Origin of the sequence: Actinosynnema pretiosum, assembly GCF_024171695.1 — a bacterium.
GTDB classification, from domain to species: domain Bacteria; phylum Actinomycetota; class Actinomycetes; order Mycobacteriales; family Pseudonocardiaceae; genus Actinosynnema; species Actinosynnema pretiosum.
In genome coordinates, this window is the sequence record NZ_JAMTCF010000014.1 from 132,966 (window position 1) to 155,472 (window position 22,507).

Annotated in this window: 22 protein-coding genes; 5 read left to right on the forward strand and 17 right to left on the reverse strand. The window is 73.5% G+C overall.

Annotated features, from left to right (window positions below; genetic code table 11):
- Positions 1-135 precede the first annotated feature (135 nt).
- Entirely contained in the window at positions 136-261 is a 126-nt protein-coding gene (locus tag LV78_RS41050) for a hypothetical protein (RefSeq protein WP_301307429.1), read from the forward strand.
- Positions 262-532: 271 nt separating this feature from the next.
- Here LV78_RS41050 and LV78_RS27160 read toward each other — a convergent pair whose 3' ends face one another.
- The gene (locus LV78_RS27160) at positions 533-928 is read right to left on the reverse strand and encodes a hypothetical protein (RefSeq protein ID WP_253848482.1); all 396 of its coding nucleotides are present in this window, start codon (positions 926-928) and stop codon (positions 533-535) included.
- Here LV78_RS27160 and LV78_RS27165 point away from each other — a divergent pair.
- Both LV78_RS27165 and LV78_RS27170 read left to right on the forward strand, forming a co-directional pair.
- Entirely contained in the window at positions 914-1,216 is a 303-nt protein-coding gene (locus LV78_RS27165; RefSeq protein ID WP_253848483.1) for a Scr1 family TA system antitoxin-like transcriptional regulator, read from the forward strand. The genes LV78_RS27160 and LV78_RS27165 overlap by 15 nt on opposite strands.
- Entirely contained in the window at positions 1,213-1,440 is a 228-nt protein-coding gene (locus LV78_RS27170; protein WP_253848484.1) for a DUF397 domain-containing protein, read from the forward strand. Before LV78_RS27165 ends, LV78_RS27170 begins: the two co-directional genes overlap by 4 nt.
- Before the next feature lie 370 nt (positions 1,441-1,810).
- Here the strand turns inward: LV78_RS27170 and LV78_RS41055 are convergent, their stop codons facing one another.
- The 10 genes from LV78_RS41055 to LV78_RS27225 form a co-directional block, all read right to left on the reverse strand.
- Complete coding sequence (locus LV78_RS41055) at positions 1,811-3,049, reverse strand: pentapeptide repeat-containing protein (RefSeq protein ID WP_301307430.1); 1,239 nt, start codon at positions 3,047-3,049, stop codon at positions 1,811-1,813.
- Between the two features lie 235 nt (positions 3,050-3,284).
- Positions 3,285-3,695, reverse strand: a complete 411-nt coding sequence (locus LV78_RS27185; protein WP_253848485.1) for an NUDIX hydrolase — start codon at positions 3,693-3,695, stop codon at positions 3,285-3,287.
- A 189-nt stretch (positions 3,696-3,884) separates the two neighbouring features.
- Positions 3,885-4,484, reverse strand: coding sequence for a DUF3558 domain-containing protein (locus tag LV78_RS27190; RefSeq protein ID WP_253848486.1), 600 nt, complete (start codon positions 4,482-4,484; stop codon positions 3,885-3,887).
- 165 nt (positions 4,485-4,649) lie between these two features.
- Positions 4,650-5,510, reverse strand: coding sequence for a DUF5753 domain-containing protein (locus LV78_RS41775; protein ID WP_253848487.1), 861 nt, complete (start codon positions 5,508-5,510; stop codon positions 4,650-4,652).
- Positions 5,507-6,814, reverse strand: coding sequence for a hypothetical protein (locus LV78_RS41780; RefSeq protein ID WP_253848488.1), 1,308 nt, complete (start codon positions 6,812-6,814; stop codon positions 5,507-5,509). The genes LV78_RS41775 and LV78_RS41780 overlap by 4 nt, the downstream gene beginning before the upstream one ends.
- A 42-nt stretch (positions 6,815-6,856) precedes the next feature.
- On the reverse strand, positions 6,857-7,453 hold the full coding sequence (locus LV78_RS27205) for a DUF3558 domain-containing protein (protein WP_253848489.1): 597 nt from the start codon (positions 7,451-7,453) through the stop codon (positions 6,857-6,859).
- A 123-nt stretch (positions 7,454-7,576) separates the two neighbouring features.
- On the reverse strand, positions 7,577-8,185 hold the full coding sequence (locus LV78_RS27210) for a DUF3558 family protein (RefSeq protein ID WP_253848490.1): 609 nt from the start codon (positions 8,183-8,185) through the stop codon (positions 7,577-7,579).
- A 368-nt stretch (positions 8,186-8,553) separates the two neighbouring features.
- Positions 8,554-9,690, reverse strand: a complete 1,137-nt coding sequence (locus tag LV78_RS27215; RefSeq protein WP_253848491.1) for a DUF2332 family protein — start codon at positions 9,688-9,690, stop codon at positions 8,554-8,556.
- A gap of 160 nt (positions 9,691-9,850) precedes the next feature.
- Positions 9,851-11,968, reverse strand: a complete 2,118-nt coding sequence (locus LV78_RS41785; protein ID WP_253848492.1) for a GNAT family N-acetyltransferase — start codon at positions 11,966-11,968, stop codon at positions 9,851-9,853.
- Positions 11,969-12,109: 141 nt separating this feature from the next.
- A complete protein-coding gene (locus LV78_RS27225) occupies positions 12,110-12,763 on the reverse strand; it encodes a GPP34 family phosphoprotein (RefSeq protein WP_253848493.1) in 654 nt (217 codons plus the stop codon).
- A gap of 669 nt (positions 12,764-13,432) precedes the next feature.
- On the opposite strand from LV78_RS27225, the gene LV78_RS27230 reads away from it, so the two are divergent.
- Positions 13,433-15,082, forward strand: coding sequence for an NsdA family TPR-like regulatory protein (locus LV78_RS27230; RefSeq protein WP_253848494.1), 1,650 nt, complete (start codon positions 13,433-13,435; stop codon positions 15,080-15,082).
- Positions 15,083-15,099: 17 nt separating this feature from the next.
- Positions 15,100-15,744: a 2'-5' RNA ligase family protein gene (locus LV78_RS27235; protein WP_253848495.1), complete on the forward strand. Its 645-nt coding sequence runs from the start codon at positions 15,100-15,102 to the stop codon at positions 15,742-15,744.
- 259 nt (positions 15,745-16,003) lie between these two features.
- On the opposite strand, the gene LV78_RS27240 is transcribed toward LV78_RS27235, so the two are convergent.
- The 6 genes from LV78_RS27240 to LV78_RS27265 form a co-directional block, all read right to left on the reverse strand.
- Complete coding sequence (locus LV78_RS27240; RefSeq protein ID WP_253848496.1) at positions 16,004-16,633, reverse strand: helix-turn-helix domain-containing protein; 630 nt, start codon at positions 16,631-16,633, stop codon at positions 16,004-16,006.
- A gap of 480 nt (positions 16,634-17,113) precedes the next feature.
- Positions 17,114-17,893, reverse strand: coding sequence for an AAA family ATPase (locus tag LV78_RS27245; RefSeq protein ID WP_253848497.1), 780 nt, complete (start codon positions 17,891-17,893; stop codon positions 17,114-17,116).
- On the reverse strand, positions 17,890-19,167 hold the full coding sequence (locus tag LV78_RS27250) for a hypothetical protein (RefSeq protein WP_253848498.1): 1,278 nt from the start codon (positions 19,165-19,167) through the stop codon (positions 17,890-17,892). The genes LV78_RS27245 and LV78_RS27250 overlap by 4 nt, the downstream gene beginning before the upstream one ends.
- On the reverse strand, positions 19,164-20,204 hold the full coding sequence (locus LV78_RS27255) for a hypothetical protein (RefSeq protein WP_253848499.1): 1,041 nt from the start codon (positions 20,202-20,204) through the stop codon (positions 19,164-19,166). Before LV78_RS27255 ends, LV78_RS27250 begins: the two co-directional genes overlap by 4 nt.
- Positions 20,205-20,354: 150 nt before the next feature.
- A complete protein-coding gene (locus tag LV78_RS27260) occupies positions 20,355-21,410 on the reverse strand; it encodes an alpha/beta fold hydrolase (protein ID WP_301307433.1) in 1,056 nt (351 codons plus the stop codon).
- Between the two features lie 118 nt (positions 21,411-21,528).
- A complete protein-coding gene (locus tag LV78_RS27265; RefSeq protein ID WP_253848500.1) occupies positions 21,529-22,476 on the reverse strand; it encodes a S1 family peptidase in 948 nt (315 codons plus the stop codon).
- Positions 22,477-22,507: the final 31 nt, after the last annotated feature.

Below are 22,507 nucleotides of genomic sequence, written 5' to 3' on the forward strand. Positions count from 1 at the left end.
CCGCGATCGGACTGCACCACCTTCCCCGAGGGCGGTGCCCGGATGTCGCCGGCCTCCACCGGTCCTTGGCCACCGCCCAGGACCACCAGATGGGCACGGCGGGACGGTCATGCCCGAGCCGAGGAGGTCGCGCAGATGAACACCCTGGCCCAACAGGTCCGGCACCTGGTCGAGACGGTGCTGACGCCCGCCGCGGACCCGGACCTGACGCTCCGCGTCGTGGTGCTGATCCTGGCCCTGAACGTGCTCCTGGGACGCTGAGCACGGCCAAGCCGACGACCGCCACGTGCCCATCACCGCGCTGGTCCGGCCTTATGCCCTCTTCAGGTGCAGTCGGTCCCCGGCTCGTTGTGAGCCGACTACACCCGAAGAGCCGTTGACACCCCGGCGTGCGGACTGGTCTGCGCGTCGCTGCACACCACCGGTCCGCAACAGCAGGCTCCTAGCAGGTGTCGACCAGGTCGCCCAGCGTGGCGCTGTGGCTCTGTCGCAGCACCGAGGCAGTGAGCACCAAGGCGTGCAACGCGTTGACCTAGGTGTACTGCACCGCGCCCACTCCGTGCGCGCTGGCGTGCCGGTTGATCTCGGTCGGCACCTTGTCGCCGGGCCAGAACGTGTTCAAGGCCGAGACCACCGGCCGATGGGTGATCGCCCACACCACCAACCGCCCATCCGGCTCCTCCTCGACCTGCTCGATCAGCTTCTTGTAGAACTGCGTCTTGTTGACCAACAGGTCCGGGTTGGCTTTGCACAGCAGGGTGTCCAGCGTGTTCACCGCCAGCACCTGAGCGGCGGCACGGTGCCCCGCCCGGAACGCGGCCACCGCAGCGCCCAGGAACCCGGCCAGCTCGGCATACTCACCCCGCCCAGTCTCCTGCAGAACCGCCTCGCAGTCCTGCAGCAGGTCCTGGCGGTGCTCGAGCAGCACCGCCAGGCGCCTTTCCTTGTCGGGCTCAGCCAACAGGGCCTGCAGGTGCTGCCCGCCGCCGCAGGCGCGCACCCCGCGCTGCACGGCTCGTTCGTGCTGCTGCGCCTGCCGATCGAGGACGACCCCGGCCTGGTCTACCTGGAGGATCGGCTCGGCGGGCGCTACTACCAGGACGCGGCCGAGGTCGCCGAGTACGACCACGTGCTCGACCACCTGCGCGCCCGGTCGCTGAACCGGGCAGACTCCAGCCAGAAAATCCACGCCATCGCCGAGGAGATCCCCGCATGAACCGCGACCGCGACGCCGCCCGCGTCCTGCTCAGCGCGACGCCCGGCCGCAAGTCCACCCGCAGCACGGGCGGCAACAGCGCCTGCGTGGCCGTGGCCGCCGTCCCCGGCCTGCCCTGGGTGGGCCTGCAGGACACCAAGCTCCTCGTCGACGCCGACGGGACCCGCCCCACCCTCGTGGTCCCCACCGCCGCCTTCCGCGCCCTGGTGCGCACCCTGACCTGACCCGGTCCGCCGCCGCCCTGTGTGGACGGCCCCGAGGCGACCGGTGATGGCCGCGCCCTTCTGCTCGAATAGCGCGGCCATCACCGCGTCCAGGGGCGTGCACCGCATGGACGTCCAACAGCGTCGACGAGCCGGACAGGGGCTGCGGCGGGGTGCCCGACACCGCCGCAACTCTCGCTTCCGGCGCATCGGCTGGGGTGCGTGGGGCTGCGGCGAGCCCGTCGTATTCGCCTCGCACAGTGTTTTTTCAGGGCGCTCGTCTCCGCCACCAGGTCCGTTGCGGAGTCGAGCACGGTGCGAGAGCAACGGGTAGTCATGGGCATAGGTCCCATTGGCAAGCTGTCAATGACCAGAAGAACCCGGCTGCGCCTCATTCCCCGGAAACGCCTTCTGAGGCCTCGCGCCCCTCAACGAAGGGCTCCCCCGGCGGCTTACTGCCGGATCCAAGACTGTCTTCTGACGAGTCACTTCCCGGCAAGGAAAAACCCTGATCAAGTTTCGCATCCTGTAAAAAAGCACCTCGAAGATCCGCCCCCTGCCGGTGCACCTCCAGGGGACCGTCCCCAGACAGATGCGCGTCCCGGAGATCCGCCCACCGCAGGTCCGCCTTTCGGAGATCCGCCCCCGCCAGTTGCGCGTCCCGGAGATCCGCCCCCGCCAGTCGCGCGTCCCGGAGATCCGCGTCCCACAGGCTCACCTCCCGAAGATCCGCCCCCGACAGGAGCGCGTTCCGAAGATCCGCCCCCGTCAGGACCGCCCCCCGAAGATCCGTACTCTGCAGGCTCGCCTCCCGGAGATCCACCTCCCACAGGTACGCGTTCCGAAGGTCCGCCCCATCTAGGTACGCGTTCCGGAGATCCGCCTTCAACAGGTCCACCCTTCGGAGATCCGCGTCCCATAGGCGTGCCTTCCGGAGATCCGCCCCATCCAGATTTACGTTTCCGAAATTAGTGTTTGCCAGGTTGACTTTTGTCAGGTGCAGTCGGCTCAGGTCGATCTGGTTGCGTTCGCGTCGTGGCCTGGTGGGGCGTTGGCCCAGGGCGGTGAGGGCTGCCTGTACGTCCGCTGGAGGTTCGTCGGGGAGTTCGGGCGGCTCGGTGCCGATGGGCGGGTGCATCCACCTCTCGTTCGTCGGTGTCTCGTCTGCTCGGCGGGGTGTCCGCTCGCGGATGAAGGCCACCAGCACCTTGACCACGTGGCCGTGGTGTTGTGGTGAGTCGCGCATGACGTGTTCGAGGGCGTGGATGCCGCCGATGCGCACGTACAGCTCGTCGGAGCCCAGGCGTTCGAGTGCTTTGGTGAACCGGTCGGTGACCTGGCCGCGGTGGGCGAGCCGGTAGTTCCTGGCGGTGTAGAGCAGACCCACGGCCACCACCAGCGCGCCGCCGATGGAGATCACGGCCAGCCGGGCGTTGTGCACGGCGGTGAGCTTGTGTTCCGCAGCCACCTCCCCGAACACGTCCTCGTCGATCAGGAACTTCGGCGCCTCCTGGATCGCGAACACGTATAGCGCCACCATCGCGACGCCCAGCGCCCCGACCGTGGCGACCCGTGCGATCGTGGCAACCCACGTGGTCGTGGCGGCGCGGCCACGCGCAGATAAACCCATGCGCACAGTGTCGGGCTACCTCGCCCAGCGCCCAGCACCGCATCCCCGCACAGCGGTGTCCGCCCCGCGACCAGTACCGATCTGTGGTTCTCGGTGGCGCCCCCAGCGCACCATGTGCGTTGGGGGCCCGGGCAGGCTCTTGGCAGGCTGTTGGGGCTCTGGCGACTGCGACAAGGCCATCAGAGCGCGCGCGTGCGAGGGGCCTCGTTGTACTGCGCCGGGTCTTACCGGAACGTCAGAGCGCGATCTGCCCGTCGGCCAGCGCCCGGCACAGGCATCGCACCCCGCCGGAGACCGCGATCCGCCCGGCCGTCAGGGCGGGCAGGGGGAAGTAGCCGATCTCGTCGTGCGCGTCTTCCTGCGGGGCCGGGGTCCCGGAGGTGATCGTCGCCGTGAACCCGGTGTACTCCACGGTCCTGGTCCCGTCGGGGAAGCGGCCGACTCCCAGTCCGGTGCCGAGGGCGATCTCGACGCCGAGTTCCTCGCGGGCCTCGCGCACTGCGGCGGCCGCGGCGCTCTCCCCCTCTTCCTGCTTGCCGCCGGGGATCTCCCAGCGTCCTGCCCCGTCGGGCAGCACGCGGCGTAGCAGCATGACCCGGCCCTGCTCGTCGCGGATGACGCACCCGGCCACGGCGATCTCTCCCACCCGGATTCTCCCCTTCGTCCTGTGTATCGGCTCGTGTCGGTGGTCCCGCAACAACGCAGCCCGCCGCCCTGTCCAGATCCCGTCTTCCTGAAGGTGTGCCGGTCGCACGCTGTCCGTCCTGGCGCCCCCGCGCTGCCTGAAGGCGGGGATGGAACGCGCGCGGCTCCCCCGCGACAGGGCCCCTGCGGGTTACCGTCCCGGTCGTAGCAGGTTCTCCACCAGATCCTGCGCGAGCATTCGCGCGCCCTCGCACGGCTCCGGGAAGCGCTCCTCGAAGCCCGGCACGACGGTGGAGGTGGCCGTCAGGTGCTGGCCGTCGGCGGTGTCCACCATGACGTCGCAGTTGAGGGGACGTGCGGGCAGGGTCACCGTGATCGCGGGGAATCCGAGGATGGGGTCGATGGGCGTGGGGCGGCCCAGTCGCTTGCCGTCCGCCCAGAAGGCGATGCCCTCGGTGGCCACCGGGATCACCTGGATGGCGCTGCCGTTGACGACCCAGGTGCAGGTGGGCGCGCCGGTGAGGTCGTCGGTCCCGGCACTGCCGGGGCGGGTGAAGCCGAGCGCCTGGAGTTGTTGCTGGGTGAGCATCGTGCACGGGTCCGCGCCGTTGAACCGGAGCTCGCGGGGCCGTGTGGGCGCGGAGGTGGTCGACGTCCCGGTGCTCGTGCCGGCATCGCTTGCTCCCGCGCCCTTGTCGACGGGGCGCGGCGTCCCCTGTTCGGTGGCGCAGGCGGCCAGCACGCTGGCCAGCAGCGCGAGCACGAGCGGTAGGGCCCGCCGAGGCGCCATGCGTCCGACGGGCAGCCCGTGGCCTCTCGCCCGCCCGTGCCGACGTCGCGTGCCCGCTGGGCGCCCCCCTGGAGCAGGGGGTGGATTCCGGGCGTTTTCCCTGCTCGACGCAGGAGCGGTGTCGTTGCCGTGCATCGCTGTCGGGTCCTTCCAAGTCGATGTGGATCAGGCGAGCGGTTCTTGGTCCAGTCGCTCGATCAGCCGTGCGCTGTCCTCGCCGGTCAGGGCGTGCTCGCGCAGGTCCGCGTACCGCTGCTGGTGGTATTCGCACTCGCCCCGGTCCTGCTCGAACTTCCAGCTCGCGTGCTCCTCGCCCAGGACCAGCAGGGCGCGGGCGCGGTCCGGGGAGCGCAGCACGCTGAACGGGGTCAGCAGGCCGGGGTTGACCGCGCCCAGCGGCAGCACGCGCACCTGCCAACGGCCCTGCCGGGCGACCTGGGCCAGGTGCTGGAGCTGTCCGGGACCGTAGGGCGGGCGCAGCCTGAGCAGCGTCGCCTCCTCGATCAGGAACTCCCGCCGCAGGCCGGTGAAGCCCTCGGCCGTGGCCCAGTGCTGGCGGGCGTGCTGCAGGGTGATCGTCTGCTCGGCGACGCGCGGGGGTATCCGGATCGCGGTGGCCAGGGCGCGGGCGTAGTCGGTGGTGCGCAGCAGGACCGGGATGATGCCTCCGGCCAGCGTCATGGTGTGGGCGGCGGCGTGCTCGTAGGCGGCGAAGTCCGTGTCCGCCGACTTCAGGGCGGTGTGCGCGTCGAGCAGGCACCGCCCGCGCCCGGCGCGTGCCTTGGCCCTCATCGCCTCGACGGCGGCAGGGTCCTGCACCCCGTAGAGCGCCAGCAGCGCGGTCAGGTCGGCGGCCTTGACGCGCTGCCACCCGCCCTCCATGCGGATGATCTTGGACAGGGAGACCTCCAGCGCCGCGCTGACCTGCTTCTGGTTCAGCCCTGCGGCCTGGCGCAGCTCGACGAGATCGTGGGCGATCTCGCGGCGGCCCCAGACCGGGCAGCCCGCCCCGGTGCACGCGCTCACGCCCTCCCCCGCCCCGGCAGGGCGGCACCCGCCGGGAGCCTGGTTGGACGGGCGCCGCCGTCGTCGAGGAGGCGTCGGGGGGCGCGCGGGGCGGGGATCTCGGCGGGCGCGGCCAGGTGCGCCAGGACCGCGTTCAGCTCCCGGTCGTGGACGTAGGGGTCCAGGCGTATCGCTGCGGCGACCAGCTCCACGTACGGCGGCCCCGCCGAGCCCGGCCCCAGCCCGGCGGCGGCCAGGGTGCGGGCCGCGCGCCCGGCGTCCTCCTCGTAGCCCCACGCGGGCTCGGCCAGCTCGAACGCGCCGCGCGCCCAGCGGGCGGCGGCGGTGCGGGTCCGGTCGGCCAGGTGGGTGCGCGCCAGCCCGGTGCGGCAGGACGCCGACGCGGGCACCGGTCGATCGTGGAGCAGCTCCAGCGCCTGGTGGTAGTGCGCGCGGGCCGGGACGGCGTGCTCCGATGGGTTCCCGGCGGCCAGGTGCGCGCGGGCCGCCGCCTCGTGGGCCAGCGCCCGCACATCGTCCTCGCTGGCGCGTTCCACGGCGCAACGCGCCCGGCGCAGCACGGCGGGCAGGATCTGCGCCCACACGGTGGGGCCATGGCGGGCCTGGTGGGCCAGGGCGATGACCGTGCGCGCGGCGGCCACCGGCGCGTACGGCGCGCCCAGGCGAATGGCGGCCTGTTCGGCCAGCTGTTGTGCGCGGGCCTGCTGCGCGTGCAGGCCCAGCCTGGTCAGCGTCGCCGACAGCAGCGCCCCCAGTCGCCACACCTGCTCGTGCAGCCCCAGCGCGGCGGCGATCTGCTGGGCCGAGAGCAGCTCCCGCCAGTGCAGGCACATCCACAGGTGCGCGATCCGCCGCTCCACCGGGGCGGGCGGTGTCGGGCGGGGCAGGAACAGCCGGTCGGGTCGCTCCAGCATGGGCGCGACGTGCAGGGCCTGATCGTGCAGGAGCAGCACCAGGCGGCGCAGCGCCCGCTCGTGCCGGTCGCCGTGGCGCGCCAGCAGCCCGTGCGCCCGGCGTGCGTCGCGGTCGTCGGGGCTGCGGGTGGCCAGCCGGTAGCGCACCAGCGGTGGTTCCCCGTCCAGCAGGGGCAGGGGGTGGCGCAGCCACCGCTCGGGCAGGTGCCTGGTCCCGGTCTGGTCGACGGCCAGCACGCCCTGCCGCACCCAGGAGCGCACCTGCGGGCCCGCGTGCGCGTTGTCGGTGCCCAGCAGCGCGGCGAGGCCCGGCAGGGTCAGGTGGGGGTGGGGCAGCAGGGACAGCGCGCCCGCCGGCTCGGGGACGCGGTCGAGGGCGGGGACGGACACGATCTCCTCCTGTCGGGTGGGTGTGGGGGCGGTTCCGCTGCGTCAGGCGGGCCCGGTCTGGGCGAGCAGGGTCCGCAGCACCGCGCGCGCCAGCTCGATGGCGCGCGGGCACGGCTGCGGGTGCCGCTGCGGGGTGTCGCTGACCACCGAGAACCCGGTGCTCAGGTACTGGCCGTCGGCGGTGTCGACCACGACGTCGCAGCGATCGGGGTCGTCGGGCAGGGTGACGGTGAAGGCGGGGAACCCCTCGACGTCCTCGATCCGGGCGGGTCTGCCTGGGCGCGTCCCGCCTGTCCAGGTCTCGATCCCCTCGATCAGGACCGGCATGACCAGGTGCGACACGCCGATGTCGTTCCAGGTGCAGCCGGTGGCGGTGAAAGCCTTGATCTCCAGTGGGCGTCCGGTGCCCGTGACGTGCAGCTCGGCGCGTTGTCGGGGGGTGAGCAGCTCACAGGGGTCGGCGCCGTCCAGGGACAGCTCCCGCGGGCGGGAGGGGCCGGGCGTGCCCGAGGACGACGCCGCCGCCGAGGTCGACATGGAGGGCGGGGGCGTGGGGGGTGTCGGAGCGGGATCGCAGGCTGCCGCGGTGAGCGCCGCCGCGCAGGCGAGCGAGGTGATCAGTGCACGTCGGGAAAGCATGGTGCTCCTGCCTGGGCGAGAGGCGGCGGGACGTGCCGGCCGCCCCCGGTGCCGGGGGCTTTCGTCTCGGAAGGGACGGGCCGGCGCTGGTCGTCGACCGATGCCGGTCAGAGGGCTTCGGTGTCAGGCGAGCAGGGTGCGCACTGCGGCCTCGGCCAGGGCGCGGGCCCTGGCGCACGCGTCCTCCCGGACGCGGTCGGCCGCAGAGGACGTGGTGAGCAGGTGCTGCCCTTCGCCGGTGCGGACCGCGACGTTGCACTGGCCGGGATCGGTGTCCACGGTGAGGGTGAGCGTGGGCAGACCCCGGATGTCCTCGCCTTCGGTGGCCGTGGCGGGTCGGCTGCCGTCCTGCCAGCTCCCGATGTCCTGGCCCAGGATCGGGAGCACGGAGGACTCCGTGCTCGCGGCGACGTTGCGCCACCGGCACCCCGTGGAGGCGAACACGGCGACCGGCATCGGCTTCCCCGCGTCGGGGAGGTTCAGCGTGGCGCGCTGCTGCGGGGTGAGCAGCGCGCAGGCGTCGAGGCCCTCGTGCAGGAGCGGCTCGCTGGCACGGGGCGAAGCGGACGACGCGCTCGCCGCCGAGGCGGGGCCGGAGGAGGACGTCGACGGTGCCGTGCTGCCGGCGGGACCGGTGGTGGGCACGGCGGAGGTGGGGGCGGGGGTGCAGGCCGCCGTGGCGAGCACCGCCGCGCAGGCCAGGACGGCGAGTGGGAAGCGTCGGGAGGTCATCGCGATTCCTGTGGTGTGGTTGGGAAACGGGAGCAGGGCGTGCGGGGGCGGGAGGTTCGCGGCGGACACGGTCGCCCTCCGGGAGAGCTCCGGTCGGCCACCGGAGTCGGGCGTGGCCCCGACCGGGCGGGGCAGGACCGGGGACGACGCGCTCGGGACGCCTCGCCCTGGGCGCGTTCCGCGCGGCTGGCCGGTGGTCGACGATCCGTGACCGGAGGGTCTCGGATGACGAGGTCGGGCCAATCCCAGGCAGCAGGGGCTGCGGACTCGTACGCCTCCCGCGCCTTCGGGCGCAGCGTCGAGGCGAGACACCTGCCGAACAGTTCGGCGAAGGGCGGGCCGCCCGGCCGTCACAGGGGCCCGCGGCGTCAGTTCCACGGCGACTGCCCCTCCCTGCCCGGGACCCAGCGCAGCGGGGAGGTGCGCAGGCTGGTGAGAGCGGCTTTCCGACCGCGGACGAGGCCGCCGTGGTGGACGTGGATCCTCACGTCCGGCTCGTGCACGTGGTCGATCCCGATCACCAGCACCCGGCGCCCGGCGTGCCGGAGCACCTCGGCGAAACGGGTGCGCGCGGCCGCGTAGCTGCCGGGGCTGGTGTCCCGGGGGTCGCCGTACACCTGCAGCAGCGACCAGGACATCAGCAGCACCGGCACCCCGTCCTCGGGCACGTCCGCGATCAGGTCGGGCAACACCGCGACGGCGTCGGCACGGTCGGGCAGGCATCGGTGTCGACGCGCCAGCGGCACCACCTGCTCCAGCAGTTCCCGCTGACGCCCGTGTTCGGGCCAGCTCAACGCCTGGGTCCAGGCCAGGGTGTCGGGGTCGGTCAGGTCCACCGGGTCCCGGTCGATCCCGATCGGGGCGGCGAACCGGTCGAGGTCGACCTCCAGCGGCGGCAACTCGCCCCGCAGGTCGCACACCAGCAGCGGCCCGTCGGCGGCCCCGCTGGGCAGGTGCTCGCCGAGCACGAGGCCCTCGCGCCGGTAGCGGTAGTGGTAGTGCGGCCACAGCAGGTGCAGTCCGGCCCCGGAGCCCACATCGATCAGGTGCAGGCGCCCGGTGGTGCGCGCGGCGATCTCGGCCAGCGCGGGCAGCAGCGCCGCCGCGCGCAGCGGGTCGTTGGTCTGGGCCCTGCGGCCGGTCATCGTCGCGGTGATCTCCTCGCCGTGCTCGCCGCAGAACCGGGCGAAGTGCCCGGCCGCGTCGCCCAGCCGGTCGGCGGGGCGCGTGCGGCCGTCGTGCACGCGCGCGAGCGGGTCGTCGCGGTAGGGGCCGCGCAGCAGCAGGTGCACCGCGGCCAACAGCATCTGCGGCGCCCACTGGCCCGCGGGGGCGGTGGCGGCCAACCGGAGCAGGGACGGGCTTGCGGCGACGGTGCGGGCCAGCACGGCGTGCAGCGGTGAGCCTTCGACCTCGGCCCTGACGGACAGATGCCTGAAGTCCCAGGCCAGGGCATCCGGGTCGCGGTCGGCGGGGTGTGCGGCGGGGGCGGGCGGGTGGTGCACGTCGACGACTCCTGGATCAGAGGATGCGAACAGGCGCCGTGCCGGCGCCGGGGACAGGTGGCGTGCCGGTCCGCGCGGCAGGCTCCCGGCACGGCGCCCGACCGGACGGGCGACCCGGTCGCCTGCGGTGACGGGCCTGCTCGTCCGGTCGGGCACGGGGTTAGCGGCCGGCGGGGCTGCGGCGCGCTCGGGCCGCCTCGGGCTCGGTGGGCTGTCGGGCCTTGCGCCACATCAGCGCCACCTGGGTGCCGCCGAGCGCGGACGGCAGGTTCCGGCCGGACCGGGTGAGGTAGCCCAGCCGCCGGTAGTAGCGCTCGTTCGCGGGCGTGGTGGCCTCCAGGTAGGCGGCCCTATTTTCCCCGTCCAGCCGGTCGTGGTGGGCCTTGAGCACCATCGGCCCGAGCCCCTGGCGTTGCCGGTCGGGGACGACCGCCAGGAACTCCAGGTAGTCGTGCTCCGCATGGGTGGGGTGATTCCTGCCGAAGAACCGCCCGAGTGCCACGATCCGGTCCTGGTCGGCCTCGGTCGCGCCGGCAGCGGCCAGCACGGTGCGCAACTGCTGTTCCTCCCCATCGGTCGGGACCATGTCCTGCCCGTGGTGGAACCGGTGCCACACCGCCGCCGCCACGATGCGACCGCGCTCGTCGGCGACGACGTCCACGGCCCCGCCCTCCAGGGCCAATCCCGCCTGGTGGGCGAAGAACGCCCCCAGGACCCTGTCCCTGCGGGACGGGTCGGGGACCAGGCGCGCCGAGGGGGGCAGGTCGTGGAACGCCTGGGCGATCACGGCCCCGACCTCGTCGACCTCGTCGGCCTCGGCCGAGCGGACACCGGCCCGCTCCCGCAGGACGGCCAGCTGCCGCGCCTTCTCCCCGGTGCCGATGAGCTCGTAGGCCGGGGAGCCCGCCCGGCGCAGGCACAGCCCCCAGCAGACACCGGCCAGCAGCACCAGCACCAGCGCCAGCGGCGCGAGCCGCAGCGGCGAGTCGGGCGCGACCCCGAGCAGCACGTCGAAGTAGACCACCGACAACGCCAGCACACCCCAGGTGGCCACCACGGCGGCCCACGGCAGGACGGTGCGCGCCGCCGGGGACAGGTCGGGCGCCTCGCGCCGCAGGTACGCGGGGATGGCCAGCGCGGACAGCGCGATCAGCATCGTGACCCCGACCCCGCCGGTGGTGCCGCCCAGGTAGAACAGCCACTGCAGCGGGTCGACCCCCAGCACGGCGACCACCGCGATCACCAGCAGGGCCAGCGCGCCGAGCGTGTAGACCGCGACCTGCGGCTGCCCGTTGTCGTTCTGGGTGCCCAGCCGGGACCAGATCCCGTCGGGGCGGGCCGCGCCGAACTCGCGGCCCAGCGCGTAGAGGTAGCGGGCGCTGGCGTTGTTGAACGAGATCAGCGCCGCGAGCACGCTGGTGAACAGCAGGAACCGACCCAAATCGGCGGCCGGGCCGCCGAGGTTGGCCTCCGCCAGGGTGAACAGCAACTCCGGCCCCAGGGCCGCCGAGCGCTCGACGACCTGCTCGGCCCCGACGGCCTGGACGGTGCTCCACGAGGAGAAGGAGTAGACCCCGGCCAGCGCGGCGAGCGTGACGACCGTGGCGGTGGACAGCGTGCGGGGGGACCTGACGGTCTCCGAGTAGATCGCGGGCTGCTCGAACCCGACGAAACCCAGGGTGGCCAGGGCCAGCGCGGGACCGGCCGCGGAGAAGTCGGCGACCAACGGCAGGGGGTTGAACGCGGAGAACTCGATCTGCGGGGCGGCCACGAGGTTGGCGACGCCGTAGACGAGCATCAGCGTGATCTCGGCGAACACCAGCACCCGCAGCACCACGCCGCTGACCTGCAATCGCGACCTGCCCATCAGCAGCACCACGATCCAGGCCAGGAAGGCCACCAGCCACCAGGGCAGCTCGCCGGGCAGCAGCGTCGAGCCCATCACGCCCATCGTGGCGTACAGGCCCACGTACAGCGCGAAATAGGAGACCTGCGCCAGCAGGGCGGCGCCCAGTCCGAGCGGGCGGGACATCGTGGCGATGTAGGCGTAGAACGCCCCGGCGTTGGGCAGCCTGCGCGCCATCTGCATGTACCCCGGCGAGAACAGCGCCAGGACCGCCGCGATGAGCAGGAAGGCGACGGGAAGGGAGATCAGGCCGGTGACGGCGATGCCGATGATCACCACGGCGGTGCTCACCGTCAGCGGTGTGGCCGACGAGATGGCCAGCATGGCGAGCAGACCGGCGCCGTATCCGTCGTGCGAAGGGGACCGAGCCACGGGAAGGGACTCCTCAAAGTGGGGTAGGGGACTGCGTGGGAAAGGGCGGGGTGCCGGACCGGCGGTCTGCGGTCCGGCACCCCTGGCGACGAGCGGCGATCGCGGGAGGGGAATCGCCGCCCGTGCTTGCGGGGGCGCAGCTCACAGGGGCGGGGCCGTGGCCAGCCGGGCGACCAGGTCGCGCCCGGCCTGGTGCAGGTCCGGCAGGCCGGGCACGGAGCCGAGCCGCTGCGCCTGGAGGCGGAACTGTCGGGCGACGGGCTCCAAGGGCCCGTCGGGCGGCCTGCCGGTCGCGTCCAGCGCGGCCACCAGCACCAGCGTCTGTCCGGACACCTCCGGGGCGGCCAAGGCCCGGCGCAGAGCGGCCATCGCGACCCCGTCCGCGTTGGCGTCCACCGGCCGGTAGACCGTGGCCCCGAGTCCGAACAGCGTCCTTTTCGGCTGCACGTGCCCGGCCGCGACCAGGTAGTCGCCGACCAGGGTGTAGGCGTCGGCGGCGAGCACCTCCAACGCCTGCCGGGGCGTCGGATGCGGTCGCACCGCCGACAGCGCCCGGCGGGTGCGCTCGCGCAGGAGATCACCGTCGGGCCGCGTCGAGGTCGTCAACACCGTCTGCTCGGCGGTCCGCCGTGAGAGCACCGTCGTGTCCAGCATCAGCTCGCCCACCCGGGCCACCGCCAGCGCGATACCGGCCAACTGCGGGGACAGCCGCAGCCTGCCGGTGCCGTCCTCGGCCATGAGCAGGAACAGCGCCTGCGCCGGTAACGGCAGATTTCCCTGCTGGCGCTCAACCACGACAGGTCCCGCCTGTCACCACAGGGAGCCGGAACAGGGCCAGGTCGTCGCCGTTGGCCGGGCGCAGGAACGGCGAACGGCCGCGCGGACCCTCGTGCGGTCCCGCCGTCGTGAGCGCGCTGCGGGCGGCGGTGGGGAAGTCCTCGCCCCGCACAGGTGCGAGGGACCGGTCCACCGTGCTGGGACGAGGAAGGCCGGACAATCGCGCACTCATCGGGGAACACTCCTCGTAGTCGACGTGCGGGGAAGTGGGCAGGCCCCGGTCGGGGCGACCACCCTCGCCGGTGGTGGGCGATGCCCGAAGGCCGTGTCGGTGCCGTCACCGCAGGGGTGTTCCCTGGGGCCGCGCCCGCAGCAGCGGACGCGTCACGGCGACGACACCGACCGACCACCGCGCTCGGTCGTTGAGCAGCGGAAACATCGGCCACCCCCGGCGCTGCGCCGATGTCGTGATCCGATCTTTGCGGAATCCAGGGAGGGCGGAAAGACGGAATTCGCGCACGGATTCCCGGGAATTCGCCCCCCGCGTCACCCATTGAGCCCAACGAACTGGAATCCGTGTCGGTCGCGGGTTACGGTGCCCATCCACGCAACACGGGGGTGACCGTGGGTAATCGACGGAAAGGTCCGTCGGCGAGTTCTCCGTTACGACGGATCCGCGAATCGGCCATGTCCACGCGCGTGCCCGGCGCGGTGTTGTCCACCGAAGAGCTCGCCGAGGCGGTGATCGCACGGCTTCGCGGGCGCCACCGCGGCGAGCCGCTGCCGACGGTGGACGCGGCGGTCATCCGCCACTACGAGTCCGGGCGCACTCCCGGCGATCCGCGTGTCACGCGTGCGTTGCGCGAGGTGCTGGGCTCCGCCTTGGGACGGACGGTGACCGACGTCGAGTTGGGCCTGTCCACCAGGAGGGCCAACCTCCTGCTGTGGGAGCTGCGCTGCTCCTATCCCGCACCCGATGATCCGACACGGTCGCTATCCCAGGCCGCGCTCGCCGACCTCGCCACCGCCTGGCTGTACGAGCACGGGCACAGGACGGAACAGGTCACCGCCCGCGCCATCGAGGATTACGAACGCGGCGAGTACCGCTGGCCGCGCCGCCCCGTGCGCGACGCGCTGCGCGCGGTCCTGGGGCGAGGGCGGCCGCTGCGCGACGAGGACATGGGGTTCCACAAGACCTGGTCGACCAAGCGCCCGACCTCCGCCATCGCGCCGCCGCGCTCACCGAGTACAAGGGGAGGTGTCGTGGGCGCGCCGTCGTCCGTCCTTCCCGCGGTGCGCAGGTCGCGGAGCACACTGGTCACCACAACCACCATGCCGGAGGTGCTCATGGCCGCTGCCGAGGAATCGCGGGAACTGCGCGACCTGCTCCGCTCGACCAACCTCGAAGCCACAGCGGACGTTGCGCAACTGCTCGCGGACCTGACCACCCTGACCCGAAACTACCTGCTGTTCCCGTTGCCCGAGCTGGTCGCGGAGTTGACCGTGGTGCGGCAGCGGGCCAAGGATCTGCTCGCCCGCCCCGGAACCCCCGGAACCGTCGCCGACGCGCTCTCGGTCGTCGGGTGGTCCACGGTGCTGCTGGCCTGGATGAGCATCGACCAGGGACGCGTCGACGACGCCCGCACGCACGCCGGGACCGCGTTGGAGTACGGCAGGCACTCGGGGGATTCCGTCCTGCTGGCCTGGGTGTACTCGACCCTGCACACGCTGGAGTACTGGCGCGGGGACTACGTCGCGGCCGCCGAGCACGCGCGCACCGGACTGGCTCTGGGCCGCACCGGCAGCGCGCGGGTCTTCCTGTCCGGGGCGCTGGCGTTGGACCTGGCGCGCGCCGGGGACCGTGACGGCGCGGTCGCGCAGTTGCACGACGCCCGACGGGCGCTGGACTTGTTCACCCCCGCTCCGGGGGAGCTGGAGGGGCCGCTGCTGTGCACGCCCGCGCGGGCGGACACGCTGCTGGCCGACGTGCACACCGCGCTCGGCGACACCGACGCGGCGCTCAGCGCCGCCGAGGCGGCCATCGCGACATATGCGGTGCTGCCGCAGCAGCGACGCAACGTCGGCACGCTGAGGATGGCCCACCTGCTGCAGGGGCTGGCCCACGTCCAGCACGGGGACATCCCCGCCGCCCGCCAGGCCCTGGACCCGGTGCTGGGCACCGAACCCGAGCAACGGCCGCTGCCGCTGCGCAAGCGGTCCCAGCTCGTGCTCGGCGAGCTCACGACCCTGATCACGAACACCGGGAGCCCGTCGGCCGCCGCCATCGAGCTGCACCGCGATCTGGAGCACTTCGTCGGTGGCGGCGCACCCGCCTGAGGGCCAGACTCGATGTCGTGAGTGATCAACGGCAGATCCGTGCGCACTGGTGGCCCCGGCCGGGCTGGGAACGGCCCGGCCGCACGATGTACACCTGGCACTACACGATGGGCGAGCACGAGGGCGCCGTCGACCTGGCCCGCTCCTACGCGCCGCTGCTGGAGGCGGAGCCGCGCCTGGACCCGGTGCCGCCGCAGTGGCTGCACCTGACGACCCAGGGCGTGGGGTTCACCGACGAGATCACCCTCGACGAGATTGCCGTCGTCGTCGACGCCGCCCGCGAGCACTGCCGACGTCTGGCCCCGGTGCGGGTCGAGGTGGGTCCGGCGGTGGTCGGCGACGAGGGCGTGATGCTGCCGGTCACCCCGGTCGAGCCGCTGATGGCGGTCCGCGGCGCGCTGCGGACCGCGCTGGCGCAGGCCCGCCCGCAGGTGGACGTGCCCGAGAGCGAGCAGTACCGCCCCCACGTCAGCCTCGCCTACTGCAACACCACGATGCCCGCGGACGGGGTGGACGCCGCGTTGGCCGCGCATCGCCACCGCCGCGCGCTCACCCTGTCGACCGTGTCCCTGATCGAGCTGGTCCGCGACGGCGACAACCGCCTCTACCGGTGGAGCCCGGTTGCCGACATCGCGCTGGGCGCGGGCGCGGAACAGTCCTGACCCGGCGACGCCGGCGGGGTGCCCGACCGCCTGGCTCGGGCACCCCGCCGGCTGGGGACCCTGCCGTGCCCGCAGATGACGGCCACCCGCGGCCTGCGATCGCAGAACCGGTCCTCCTTAGGTCCAACTCACGCGATCCGGTCGCCCCTGGTGCGCGCACTGCTCGGCAGTACCGAACGGACACGGGGGAAACGAGCACGAAAGTCGTCGAACAAATTCTCGTCGGGTTCCGCGAAAACTTTCGACAACCCGACGAGGGCTACGTTTTTCTCGGCTTGGATCCTCCGCACTTGCGCAATGCGGTGCCCGCTGTGACGAGCATGGCCCGTACCGTCCCGTACGGGAGTTTGTATTTTTTGGCAAGATCGCGAATGCTCGCCCCTTTCTCGTAATCACCCCGGAGTTGTTGAGCTGCTTTGATTCTTTCGGGGTCGCTTTCTCGGCGGTAGAAAGATGTTTCAGCCAGTGAAGATTTGTCAATGGGGTCGACTTCGACATTGATCCCGTCGCGGTCGAAATCGGGGGAAAGTTGTTCTGGAAGAACTCCGTTGAAGAGTAGGAGCGCATCGACCTCGTAGATGCGCGACGGGTCCTCGGTGGGCTGCACCACGCGGGCGACGTCTTTCAGGAACTCCAGAAGTTCGACCTCGTACAGTGCGGTGATGCGCAGCAACCTCTGCAGCGTGGGTTGCCACGTGGAATTTTCGTAAAACTGCAGAGTATTCGCCGGGAGGCTGAGTCTCCGAGCGGCCTCCTCGAGTGAATACCCGCACCTCTCACGCAATCCGGCCAGATGTTCGCCGAAGGTTTTGCGATAAGTGATTAGCTTTTCGATCGGCGCGAGCCGTTCTGTGGTGAGTGGTGTCGTGTGTTCCCGGTTGACTGTCATGGTGTTTACCTGTTCGGGGGATTTCATTTCGCGGACTGATGTGTTTTGCCGGTTTGCGTTTAGCGCGTGGAGGGTGGCGCTCGCGCACCACGTCTGCGGAAAATATCGAAACCGCTCGCAGTCAATTAACCGGGTCCTCCCGTGGGGATGAGTCGCGCTTTCGCGCTGCAGGTTGACGCGCGCGACCGAGTGGCCGCCGGGTGGGGGCGCCGGTCGATGCGGGCACGGCCTGGTCCGGGTGCGGGGCCTGGTCGTGCGGGGAGCTTCACCGGGCCGCAGCGGCGAGGCCGGTCGGGTCTGCTGCGGGCCCGGTTCCGGCGGGAGCGCCGCGATCTCCCAGGGACACCGGGAAACCCTGCCTCGTCCAGGGCCCGTCAGCGGCGGACCGACAACGGGGGCGGGGTGCTGTGACGGGCGTGGGTCAGCGCCACGGCCCGTGATCTGCTCACATCGTGCTGTCGGGCTCGTCCCCTGGGCTTGTCAGGGAAGGGGGAGGGAGTCTGCCAGTTCGGATGCGGACAGACCGGGGTCCTTCGCGAGCCGTGCGGCGATGATCCGCAGGTCCAGCGGCAGGCCCTGGCCGAGCTGCACCAGCCGGTCCACGGCCTGCGGCTCCTGCTCCAGCCTTCCCGGGCCGCAGAGCGCCCGCAGCAGCGCGACGCCCTCGTCGTGGTCCATCGGGTCCACGGCCAGGTGCCGGGCGCCGTCCAGGGTCAACTCCGTCAGGTGGTCCTGGCTGGTGACCAGCAGGGCGCTCGTGCGGGAGCCCGGCATGAAGTAGCCCGCCTGGGCCGGTTCGGTCGCCTCGTCGAGCACCACCAGCACGGCCGTGCCCGCCGTGACGGAGCGGAAGAGGCCCACCCGGCCGGACAGGCTCGCGGGGATGTAGTCGAGGCCCACGCCCAGAACGAGCAGGCACTCCCCCAGCGCGTCGCTCACCGGCGTCCCAGGGCCGCCGCTGCGCAGGGACGCGAGGTCGACGTACAGCTGGCCGTCGGGGAAGCGGTGCCCCCGGTCGGCCACCCACCGGCGCACCAGGCTCGTTCTCCCGACCCCGAGCGGGCCGGTCACCACCACCAACCGCGGCCGCTGGCCGTCGGGCGGGGACGAGAGCGCGTCGTCGAGGGCGGCCAGTTCCCGGTGGCGGCCGACGAACCCCGCCGGGGGCGCGGGGACCTGGCGCGGGGAGCGCCGCCAGGGCGCGTGACGGGAGTCGGGCGCTTCGCCTGGCGCGGGCCGCCCCGTGGTCGGCCCGCTCACGATCGCTCCCGCGTGGCCGGGGCCGTCGTGGCCAGTGGGCGTCGCCCCGTCCGGCGCGTGGGCGGGCCGACGGCAGGAGTGTCGACCGGCGTCGGGGCGTGGACGCGGTCGATCTCCGCGCGTTGCGCCCGCAGCGCCCGCCGGTCGTGCTGGTACACCCCGCGCCCCCGCAGGACTTCCAGGGCCCGGTCCAGCAGTTGCGCCGCCTCCCGGCGGGCGTCGGCGGCGGCCAGCAGTCCCGCGTGCTGCCCGACCGCCCGCGCCCAGGCCAGCACCCGCACCGGCGGGGCGGACGGGCCGGGGTCAATCGCGAGCACGGCCAGGCGGGCCTGGTCCTGGGCCTCGCGCAGCAGGTCCTGGTCGCCGGTGCGCCGGGCCTGCTCCTCGAGCACGCGGGAGAGCAGGGTGCGGGCCACGCACCGCTCCTGCTCGTCCGCCAGGTCCCCGTCGAGCGCCGTGCGCAGCACCTGTGCTGCCCGCGAGTGCTCGCCCCATGCGTGGTGCAGCATGGCCACCGCCGTGTCGGCCACGACCCGCTCCGCCCGCCGATCACCGGGCGGGGCGGGTGATCGCAGCGAGCGCACGGCCTCGCCGGCGGCCTCCTGCAGCTCGGCCAGGCGGCACACGGGCGCGGCCCACAGCGCCCAGGCGAGGCGGGCGTGGATCAGGGCGCGCTGCGCGGCGGGCAGCGCGTGGCACCGGGCCGCGGCCGCGGCGGTGCGCTGTACCCGCCGGGCCCGCACGTGGTCCTCGCTCGCCCACAGCGTGCTCCACAGACCCGAGCCGAGCATCAGCGCGGCGATCGGCATCCGCGCCGCCCACGCCAGCTCCTGCGCCTGGATCACCCGGTCGATCTCGACGCTCGTCCAGGCGTGGGCGGTGTCCGCGTCCCAAAGGACCGGGGTGGGCTCGGGGGCGGGCAGGCCGGACAGCGCCTGCTCGGCGGCCAGCGAGTGCTGCCGGTAGTAGGTCAGCAGCCGCTGCAGCGCCACCCGGTCCTCCCGGCCGGCGGCGGCGCGCTTGACCTGCGCCGCGATCTGCTCGACGCCGCGCGACCGGGCGGGCTTGAAGCGCTGCTGTTCCGGATGCGCCCGGTAGGGCGCGAGCCTGCGCAGCCTGCCTTCCAGGGCCAGGGTGCGCGCCGTGGCGGCCGCGTCGTGCGGCGGGCAGTCCCAGAGCGCGGCCAGGGCGGGCACGCCCACCCCGCCCGTGTCCGCGTCCGTTCCCGGCAGCAGTTCCAACAGCGCTCGGCGGGTCCGCAGGTCGGTGCTCATCGGGTCTCCCTGGCGGTCGGGGCGAGAGGGCGTGGGGCGGGCAGCCGCAGCAGCGACAGTCGCGGGTCCGCGGTGGCGTCCGGGCCCGCGGCCAGCAGCTCGGCCAGGTGGTCGGCCCGTCGACGCAGCGCATCGCGCAACCACACGTCGCAGGCCGGCGGGGCCACGGCCTGCGTGCGGGCGTCGGTCCAGACCCCGAGCGCGCGCTCGGGCGCGCCGTCGGCCCGGTGGGCGTGGCCGAGCATGATCATGCGGTCGAGTCCGACGGGGGAGAGCGGCGCGCGGGTGTGCTCCAGCGCCCGCCGCAGGGCCGCCACCGCCTCGGCGGCACCGCCTGCGGCCAGCGCGATCTCCCCCTCGGCGGTGGCCAGCAGCGCCTGGCGCTTCACGGCGGTCGGGGTCAGGTGCGCGCGCAGCAGCTCCAGCGTCGTCGGGACCTGCTCTGGGGCGTGCCAGCAGGCGAAGCGCAGGTGCCTGCACAGCGCCGCCCAGGTGCGGGCGGTGGTGCTGCGAGGTCTGGCCTGGTCGGCGCGCTGCGCCGCCTGCAGCACCACGGCGTGCAGAGCCGACACCCGGGCGGCGCGCCGCCACGGCTGCAGATCCGGGCTCGGGTCCCGGGCGGTGCGGCGGGCGGCCAGTTCCGCCAGCACCAGCGCGTCGTCGCACCCGGTGCGCGGGTGCGCCCTGGCGGCGGCCTCCAGCCGGCGGGTCCACGGTCCCGGCTCGGGGGCGGCCAGCAGCAGCATCCGTGCGGCCGCGCGCACGCCGACCCGGTCGGTGCGCGGGGCGCGTTCGACCAGCTCCAGCAGTGTCTCCTGGTGGCGGTGCAGCCATCGGCGCGTGGCGGCGACCCTGGGGCGCAGCGTGACCTGGTCCGGGTCGGTCCCGTGGACCAGGGCCTGGAACACGGCGGTGGGGCTGGGAGCGTGCTCGCCGTCGAGGGCGACGGTGGCGCGCACCTGGGAATCGAGCAGCGTCAGCAGCGCGGCGGGGGTGCGGGGCACCGGGGTGTGCCGGTCGGGCATCGGTTCGCTCACGGCTCCTGGACCGGGCAGGCGGGCTCTCCCCTGCCCGGGGCGGTGATGTGCGTGCAGGTCACGTGGTCGCGATCGCGGGCGTCGTGGTGGGAGGTGCTGCTGCCACCCCGACGACGTGGCGGGTACGCGGGCGCCGGGAACCGGCGCGCGCTATGCCGGTCCTGCCGTGTCCTTCGGGTCGGAGGTTCCCGCCGCGTCCAGGATCAGGCCCGCGAGGCGGTCGAGGCGCTGCGCCAGGAGCTTGGCGCCATGCGGGTTGTAGTGCGGGCGGGTGCCCACCGCTTTCGGCAGCGGGATCAGCGCGGAGTCCGTGGACAGTGCCAGGAGTTGTCTGTCCAGCTCGGCTCCTTCCAGTTCCGCGCGTGTCTGCGGTTCGGCGGCGAAGACGCGCAGCGGCAGGTCCCCCAGGGGGAGCGCGCGCACCGATTGGCCGCCGGTGACCAGTCCGGCCAGCTCCCGCAACCCCGCTGCTTGATGCGTGGGGCCGCACAACCGCCACGCGGTCGCGGCCTGCAGGTCCGGCGGCAGCCAGGCCGCGGGCGCCTCGTGCACCGGCAGGCCGCCGGTGATGGCCTGGAGTCGTCGCACGCCCACCGCGCCCGCCATGCGGGTACGGATCGCCGCGCGCACCCACCGGTCGGGTTCCCGCGTTCCCGGCCGGTACAGGCGTTGTGCGTGGGTGGGCTCGAGGAGCACCAGCCCGGCCACCGGACGCAGGCCCGCCGCCGCCCGCGCGATCAGCCCGCCCAGCGAGTGCCCCACCAGCACCACCGGCAGCTCGCCGTCTTCCCGGTCCAGCGCCTCCACCAGCTCCACCAGCTCCCGGGCCAGCTCCTGCGGGGTGCGCGGTCGCAGCCAGCCGGGCGCGGCCGGGCTCCAGCCCAGGCCGGCGCGGTCGTAGGCCAGCGCGTGCACCCGCCCGGCCCGCCCGTCCTCGTCGGACAGCGCGGCCAGCGCGCTCAGTACCCCCGCCCAATCCAGGGCCACCGTGCCCGCCGAGGCCACCGCCACCACGCGCACCCCCGCTCGCGCCTGCGGCGGGCGGGCGTCGATCACGTGCAGCCGCCGCCCGCGCCCCACCGGGACCATCCGGCCCGGTGCCTTGCCCCCGGCGATGCCGCGTCGCAGCGTCGCCCACTTCCTCGACGTCGACGTCGACGTCGAGGTCGACGTCGAGGTCGTCCCGGCGTCCTTGTTTCCGGCCATGCCCTGGCCAACTCCTTCTGGTGTCGGTCTGCGGCGCTCACGCCGCCGGTGGTGGGGTCGGGCACCGCCGCCGGCGGGGGCGAGATCCGTCGTCGCCACCCACCGGCGGTGACGGTGGTCAGTTCCCGCCGGGGTCCGTTCCGGCGTTGAGCCTGGCGGCGCTGCCGGGCGCCATCCGCCCGGCGGTCTCGAGCAGCCACCGCCTGTGGGTGGCGACGTCGGTCCAGACGCCGTAGCCGGGCCGGCCCTGTTCGTCGCGGGTGGAGCAGGGGCGGGGGCCGGCGTAGTTCGGGTCGCCGTCGCGGGAGGTGACGCCGACCAGCACGTCCACCCGTCGCCAGCCCAGTCGCAGCGGCAGCACCTGGGGGCCGCCGGAGTCCTTGTTGCAGGCCATCGCGGGCAGGTCGGCGGCCGCGCGGGTGCACAGCTCGCCGGTGGGGGCGATCCAGTCGCACAGCCCGGTGTCCTGCACCACGGTCTCCAGCTGCTGCAGGCGCTCGGGCAGCTGGGTGCGGCAGTGCGGGGCGGCGCCGTCGGCGTCCTCGCACCACCGACCCCACCCGGCGATCAGGGTGGCGGTGCCGGTGGTCGGGGTGGTCGGGGACAGCAGCGCGGCCCGCTGCGGCACGGCCCGCTCCAGCACCACCACCGCGAGGTCGTCGCCGGGCCGGTCCGGGTCGTAGGCGGGGTGGGCGCGCACGGCGGCGATCGTGGCCGCGGTGCCGCCCGCGGTGCGGTGCAGCGAGCCCACGCGGGCGATCGAGGCGCCGGGGGTCAGCAGCGGGGCGCAGTGCCCGGCGGTGAGCACCACCGCGGGCGAGGCTTCGCCGCCGGTGACCGCCCGGTCCACCCCGGAGTCGATCAGGGTTCCGCCGCAGGTGTGCTCGCCCGGCGTGGCCTGCAGGGAGACCATCCACGGGTGGGCGGCGGGCGCGTCGTGGCCGCCGACGATGAAAGGCCGCACCGGTTCGGCCAGTGCCGCGGGCGCGCCGGAGGCGACCAGCGTCGCCATGGCCAGCACGAGGGCCGCGGCGCGCCCGGTGGGGGTGTTGCGGGTCGATCGCAAAGCTGTTTCTCCCGGTCGTCTGCGAAGAGGG